Source organism: Streptomyces sp. WM6378 (assembly GCF_001279695.1).
In the GTDB taxonomy this organism is placed as follows: Bacteria; Actinomycetota; Actinomycetes; order Streptomycetales; family Streptomycetaceae; genus Streptomyces.
Genome location: NZ_LGDD01000359.1, coordinates 20790 through 27054, shown reverse-complemented (window position 1 = coordinate 27054; position 6265 = coordinate 20790). Strand labels below are relative to the sequence as shown.

The 6265-nt window shown below is 69.9% G+C and carries 6 protein-coding genes; 1 reads left to right on the top strand and 5 read right to left on the bottom strand.

Annotation, left to right across the window (positions count from 1 at the left end; genetic code table 11):
• Nucleotides 1-549: 549 nt before the first annotated feature.
• The 4 genes from ADK54_RS42230 to ADK54_RS42215 form a co-directional block, all read right to left on the bottom strand.
• A complete protein-coding gene (locus ADK54_RS42230; RefSeq protein WP_053731175.1) occupies nt 550-1677 on the bottom strand; it encodes an LLM class flavin-dependent oxidoreductase in 1128 nt (375 codons plus the stop codon).
• Nucleotides 1678-1799: 122 nt separating this feature from the next.
• Nucleotides 1800-2597: an SDR family NAD(P)-dependent oxidoreductase gene (locus ADK54_RS42225; protein WP_053731174.1), complete on the bottom strand. Its 798-nt coding sequence runs from the start codon at nt 2595-2597 to the stop codon at nt 1800-1802.
• A gap of 43 nt (nt 2598-2640) precedes the next feature.
• A complete protein-coding gene (locus tag ADK54_RS42220) occupies nt 2641-3585 on the bottom strand; it encodes an LLM class F420-dependent oxidoreductase (RefSeq protein ID WP_053731173.1) in 945 nt (314 codons plus the stop codon).
• A gap of 168 nt (nt 3586-3753) precedes the next feature.
• Entirely contained in the window at nt 3754-4167 is a 414-nt protein-coding gene (locus tag ADK54_RS42215) for a PaaI family thioesterase (RefSeq protein WP_053731178.1), read from the bottom strand.
• 95 nt (nt 4168-4262) lie between these two features.
• Between ADK54_RS42215 and ADK54_RS42210 the strand changes: the two genes are divergently transcribed.
• The gene (locus ADK54_RS42210; protein ID WP_053731172.1) at nt 4263-4928 is read left to right on the top strand and encodes a rhomboid family intramembrane serine protease; all 666 of its coding nucleotides are present in this window, start codon (nt 4263-4265) and stop codon (nt 4926-4928) included.
• A 40-nt stretch (nt 4929-4968) separates the two neighbouring features.
• Here ADK54_RS42210 and ADK54_RS42205 read toward each other — a convergent pair whose 3' ends face one another.
• Nucleotides 4969-6186 (bottom strand): amidohydrolase family protein, encoded by a 1218-nt coding sequence (locus ADK54_RS42205; protein WP_053731171.1) that lies wholly within the window; start codon nt 6184-6186, stop codon nt 4969-4971.
• Between the last annotated feature and the right edge of the window lie 79 nt (nt 6187-6265).

Genomic DNA, 6265 nt, shown 5'->3' with positions numbered 1-6265 from the left:
GGGCTCCTGGGGCTCCGCCCCAGACCCCACGGGTTCCCCACCCTCCCCCAAGCTCTTGAAGAGCAGGGGACCCCCATCCCGTGACGGGGATGGGAAAGGTCCAGCCCCGGGCTCCGCCCCAGACCCCATCGGGGGCTTCGCCCCCGCACCCCCCAACCCGCTTTTCGCCTGCCGGCCGTGCGTGGTTGCTCGCGCAGTTCCCCGCGCCCCCAGCAGGGTTGATCCTGGCCGGACGGTGGCATTTCAGCCCGTCCGACGATCACGGGCATCAGCCCACCCCAGCCCGTCCGGCGATTGAGGACGACCGCCCTTAAGGCGCGAACGGGGTCTGGGGCAGAGCCCCAGGAACGACCGCCGGGCCGCACCCAGACATCTCACCCCCGGCGGGTTTCGGGAAGGGGCGGGGTGGGGCCCCAACGGGGTCTGGGGCGGAGCCCCAGCAGCGACCGCCGGGCCGCACCCGGATCTCACCCCCGGAGCCCACGCAGCAAAGCCGCAGAGTGTCACAGCGGAAGGGGCGAGGGTGCGGGCCCCCGGGGCCTGGGGGCGTCAGCCCCCCGCCGCTGCTCGGAAGCGGGAAGACCGGTGGACCGGATCCGTGTCGATCTTCGGAATCACATGCTCCCCGATCAGCCGAATCGTCTGCAGCGTGTCCTCGAACGGCACCCCGATCGGCAGCCCGAACGACAACTGGTCCGCCCCCGCCTGCTCCCACCGCTTGCACTGCGCGGTGACCTCGTCCGGGTCGCCGCAGATCATCAGCTCCTCGGCGATGAGCAGCTCGATGATCTCCGCGTTGTACTCCGGCAGGGTCTCCGGCCACTCCGGAATCCCCTCGGGCCGGGGGAAGGTGTCGTGGTACCGGAACACGAGCGACTGAAGCCGATTGAGCCCGCCCTCGACCGCGATCCGCACCGCCTCGTCATGCGTAGGCGCACAGATCGCCGTCGACGTCACCATCACGTTGTCGTTGACGAAGTCACCGACCGGCTCGGCCTCCTGGATGGCCGTCTTGTACTGCTCCAGGACCCACTCCATGTCGGAGACCTTCTGCACGGAGAAGCCGAGCACCCCGAGCCCCTTCTTCGCCGCCATGGCGTACGAGGAGGGGGACCCGGCGGCGTACCACATGGCCGGGTGCGACTTGCCGTACGGCTTGGGGAGGATCTTGCGCGGCGGGAGCGACCAGTGCTTGCCCTGGAAGCCCTGGTACTCGTCCTGGAGCCACATCTTGGGGAACTCCGCGATGGTCTCTTCCCAGATTTCCTTGGTGTAGTTCATGTCCGTGACGCCCGGTATGAACCCCAGGATCTCGTGCGACCCGGCGCCGCGCCCGCTGCCGAACTCGAAGCGCCCTTCCGACAGATGGTCGAGCATGGCCACCTTCTCGGCGACCTTCACGGGGTGGTTCACCTGGGCCAGCGGGTTGAAGATGCCCGAGCCGAGGTGGATGCGCTCGGTGGCGTGGGCGAGGTAGCCGAGGAAGACCTCGTTGGCCGAGAGGTGCGAGTACTCCTCCAGGAAGTGGTGCTCGGAGGCCCAGGCGTACTTGAAGCCGGACTTGTCGGCCTGGATGACGTACTTCGTCTCCTCCATCAGCGCCTTGTGCTCCGCCATGGGGTCGACCGCGGACCGTGCTGCCGGCACGTATCCCTGCACAAAGAGTCCGAATTCCAAGGGACTTCTCCTTCATGAGAATCACGAGTTTCTGACGCATCGTCAGATTGTGACGAGCTCGACTGTTCCACCGGCCGCAGGGACCGTCAATACCTGACGCATAGTCAGACATGGCTCCGGCCTCAGAACAGTGACACCCCGGCCAGCCACCCCCCGTCGATGACGAACGGCTGCCCCGTGATGTACGAGGAGTCCTCGGTGGACAGGAACAGGGCGAGCGCGGCCACCTCCTCGGGCCTGCCGACCCGGCCGAGCGGCACCAGCTTGCGGTAGAGCTCGCCGAGGGCCGCCGAGGTCTCCGAGGCGTCCGCCGTCGGGTCCAGCTGGGCGGGGTTGGACATCGCGGTGTCGATGGCCCCCGGGCACACCGCGTTGACCCGGATCTTCAGGTGCGCGAGCTCCATCGAGGCGACCCGGGTGAGCCCGAGGATGGCGTGCTTGGTGGCGGCGTACGTGCCGACCGCGCTCATGCCGGTCATCGCCGTGTACGAGGCGGTGTTGACGATGGTGCCGCCGCCCGCGGCGCCTATCTCGGGCGCGACGGTCTTGATCCCGAGGAAGCAGCCGACCTGGTTGACCTGCACGACCTGCATGAACTCGTCGAGCGGGGTGTCGACGAGCGCGTTGAAACGCAGAATCCCCGCGTTGTTGACCAGCCCGTCGATCTTCCCAAAGGCGTCCTTGGCGGCGCGGACGGCGGCCACCCACTCCTCCTCCCGGCTCACATCGAGATGTACGAAGCGGGCGGCGTCCTCCCCCGCCTGCTTCCCCAACTCCTGCGCCAGCGCCTCCCCTTGCTCGTCGAGCACATCGGCGATGACGACCCTGGCCCCCTCGGCCACGAACAGCCGGGCCTCCTGCTCGCCCTGCCCGCGCGCCCCGCCGGTGATGAAGACGACCCGCCCATCAAGCTTGCCCATGCCGTACTCCCAGCCGTAGAGGTGTCCTGGTCATTGAGGCGTCCTAGTCATTGAGGTGGGGGCCGACATCGGCCCCGAACGAGGCCATCTGGTCGGTGAGCTCATCGCGCCCCCGGCACCGGAACCGCACCTGAATCTGATCGACGCCCATCGCCCGGTACGCGCGCAGCGACTCGGCGAGGGCCTCCGGCTTCCCGACGAGGGTGCGCCGCCCGGTCTCCCAGCCGGGCTCACCGACGTACAGCGCCTCGGTGATCGCGCCGACGGTGATCGGGTCGACGATCCCGGCGTCCTCCCGAATGCCCTTCAACTTGGCTATCTGGGCCGGGAGTTCACTCCTCGAATCCCCCTGGGGCAGCCAGCCGTCCCCGCGCAGGGCGGCCCGGCGGACCGCCGCCGGGGACGACCCGCCCACCCAGATCGGTACGCGCACCTGGGCCGGCCGGGGCCGCTGCCCGAGCCCGCTGAACGCGAACCGCTCGCCCTGGAAGGACGGGTACTCCTCCGGCCCGAGCGCGGCCCGCAGCGCGTCGACGGTCTCGTCGAGCACGGGCCCCCGCCGGTCGAAATCGGCCCCGACCGCCTCGAATTCCTCCCGTACGTGCCCGGCCCCGACCCCGAGGATCAGCCGCCCGCCGCTGAGGTGGTCCAGGGTCGCGTACTGCTTGGCGGTGACGAGGGGGTGCCGGAGCCCTACGACGGCCACGTGGCTCATCAGCCGGACCCGCTCGGTGACCCCGGCGAGGAAGGAGAGGGTGGCGACCGGGTCGTACCAGATGGTGCTCATCGCCCCCGCGAGCCGACGGGGAATGGCGACGTGATCGCAGCTCGCCAGGTAGGCGAAGCCGGAGCGCTCGGCCACCCGCGCGATCTCGGCCAGGTCCGCCGGGCCGGCGTCGGCCTCCCACCCCTCCGCGTAGATGGTGCTCTGCGACTGGACGGGGAGCTGCATCCCGTACACCAGTCGCCCGTTCGGCAGTATCGGCACCGTACGCCCGCCTCCACCCTGATCTGACGCTCCGTCAAATAGCTCGGTGGCCCCATCGTCATAGCTGACGCATCGTCAGGCAAGGGGTGTGCGGGCAACGGCGTACGGCGGCCGGACTCAGGGAGCGACGCCGGTGCGCGGGCGGCGGCAGCGCACCGGCGACCGGCCTCAGCCCAGCAGCGCGTACACCGTGGACGCCCGGGCGGCCGGCTCCTCGGTGCCCTCGCCCGTCATGGTGATCTCGGCGAAGGCCATCCGGCGCCCGAGCTTGGTGACGCGCGCGTCGACGAGTACGTCGGCGCCGGTCACCGGGCGCTGGAAGGTGGTGGACTGCTGGACGGTCGTCATGGGCCCGTACGCCCCGCGCGCGGAAGCCACCGCGATGACGGTGGCGGTGTCGGCAGCGGCCATCAGGGCCTGCCCGCTGATCCCGCCCCCGTCCCGCGCGAGCGCGTCACTCCAGGGCAGCCGCAGTACGGCATGGAGCTCGCCGGTGTCTTCCACGGTCAGCCCGAGATCGCGCACCCAGGGTGCGAAGTTGTCGGCCAGGATCTTCTCTGCTTCAGCAAGGGTCAGCGCCATGCTGTTGATGGTGGCGGCGGGCGGGACAAATGTCACCGTCACCCGGCGACGGACCACCCTGCCGCGCTCCCGAACACCTGCGTCACGATGAGCCCATGACCCTCCACACGGTGATCCTCTACGGCTGCGCGGCGGCCGTCGTGGCGCCCGGCACCAAGCTCATCCTGGCCGAGGCGGGTGGGCGCCGCGTGAGCCCCGCCGAACTGCTGCGCATCCTGTGGCGGCGCCCGGTGCCGTGGGCCGCGGCGGCGATGGTGGCCCTGATGGCCGCGATGGCGGTCGCGCAGACGGCAGCCCCCTCCGTCATGGACCACCTCCAGCGCGAGCCCGGCGCACCGTGGTGGCGGGCGGTGACCGCACTCCTGGTGCAGACCTCCGGCTGGGTCCAACTGACCTTCAACCTGGCGGCGATCGCGGTCATCGCCCCGGTCGCCCAGCGCCGGCTCGGCCCGGTGTGGATGCCGCTGGTCTTCCTGGCGGGCGGGGTGACGGCCCAGGCGGTGAGCATGGCGGGCTGGAGCCCGACGGGAGGCGGCGACTCGGTCGCCCTGTGCGGCCTGCTGGGCGCCCTGGCGACCACGCACCTCCCGCGCCCCGCCCCCATGACGGCCCGCCTCCTCCCCCTCCCGATCCCGGTCGCGGGCCTGCTCCTGTGCACCCTGAGCAACAACCACGGAGTCGGCCTCCTGGTGGGCTGCGCGCTGGGAGCGCTGCTCGCCATGAGGGGGTTCGGCAACGCGGCCGCCCATGAACCCGGATGAGCCCTACTGACGCCTCAACAACGCGACTTGGTGCCGCGCGCTATCCCGCCCAAACCCCCTCCGGCGTCAGCCCCAACAACCCAATCGCATTGCCCCGCACAATCCGCTCCACCGCATCCCCCGCCAGGTGCCCCATCTGCGCCTCCCCGACCTCCTTCGACTTGGGCCATGTCGAGTCCGAGTGGGGGTAGTCCGTCTCGTACAGGACGTTTCCGACACCCACCGCGTCCAGGTTCTTCAGGCCGAACGCGTCGTCGAAGAAGCAGCCGTACACGTGGTCCGCGAAGAGTTCGGACGGGGGGTGGTGGACCTTGTCCGCCACTCCGCCCCAGCCGCGGTTCTCCTCCCAGACCACGTCCGCGCGTTCCAGGATGTACGGGATCCAGCCGATCTGGCCCTCCGCGTACATGATCTTGAGGTTGGGGAAGCGTTCGAACTTGCCGCTCATCAGCCAGTCGACCATCGAGAAGCAGCAGTTGGCGAAGGTGATGGTCGAGCCGACGGCGGGCGGGGCGTCCGGGGATGTGGAGGGCATGCGGCTGGAGGAGCCGATGTGCATGGCGATCACCGTGCCGGTCTCGTCGCACGCGGCGAGGAACGGGTCCCAGTCGTCCGTGTGGATCGAGGGCAGCCCCAGGTGCGGGGGTATCTCGGAGAAGGCCACCGCGCGCACCCCGCGCGCGGCGTTGCGGCGGACCTCGGCCGCGGCAAGGTCCGCGTCCCACAGCGGGATCAGGGTCAGCGGGATGAGGCGGCCCCGCGCCTGGGGGCCGCACCACTCCTCCACCATCCAGTCGTTGTACGCCCGCACCGAGAGCAGGCCGAGTTCGCGGTCCTTCGCCTCGGTGAAGGTCTGGCCACAGAAGCGGGGGAAGGTCGGGAAGCAGAGGGCCGACTGGACGTGGTTCACGTCCATGTCGGACAGGCGGGCCTCCACGTCGTACGAGCCGGGCCTCATCTGCTCGTACGTGATGACCTCCAGCTTTATCTCGTCCCTGTCGTAGCCCACCGCCGTGTCCAGGCGGGTCAGCGGGCGGTGCAGGTCCTCGTACACCCACCAGTCGCCGATCGGCCCGTCGTCCCCCTTCGCGCCCATGACCGGCGCGAACTTGCCGCCCAGGAACGTCATTTCCTTCAAAGGGGCCCTGACGATGCGCGGGCCGATGTCCCGGTATTTGGACGGGAGGCGGTCCCGCCAGACGTTGGGGGGCTCCACCGTGTGGTCGTCCACCGAGATGATCTTCGGGAAGGTCTCCATGTGGTTTACGGTAGACCTGATCTGACGATCCGTCAGCTACTCGCGCACGCATCGTGCACCGTCCGGGACGCTCATCCAC

Coding starts and splice junctions, on each gene's coding strand:
- ADK54_RS42225 (WP_053731174.1), bottom strand. CDS start 2,597: ATGGGCAAGCTTGATGGGCGGGTCGTCTTCATCACCGGCGGGGCGCGC.
- ADK54_RS42215 (WP_053731178.1), bottom strand. CDS start 4,167: ATGGCGCTGACCCTTGCTGAAGCAGAGAAGATCCTGGCCGACAACTTC.
- ADK54_RS42210 (WP_053731172.1), top strand. CDS start 4,263: ATGACCCTCCACACGGTGATCCTCTACGGCTGCGCGGCGGCCGTCGTG.
- ADK54_RS42205 (WP_053731171.1), bottom strand. CDS start 6,186: ATGGAGACCTTCCCGAAGATCATCTCGGTGGACGACCACACGGTGGAG.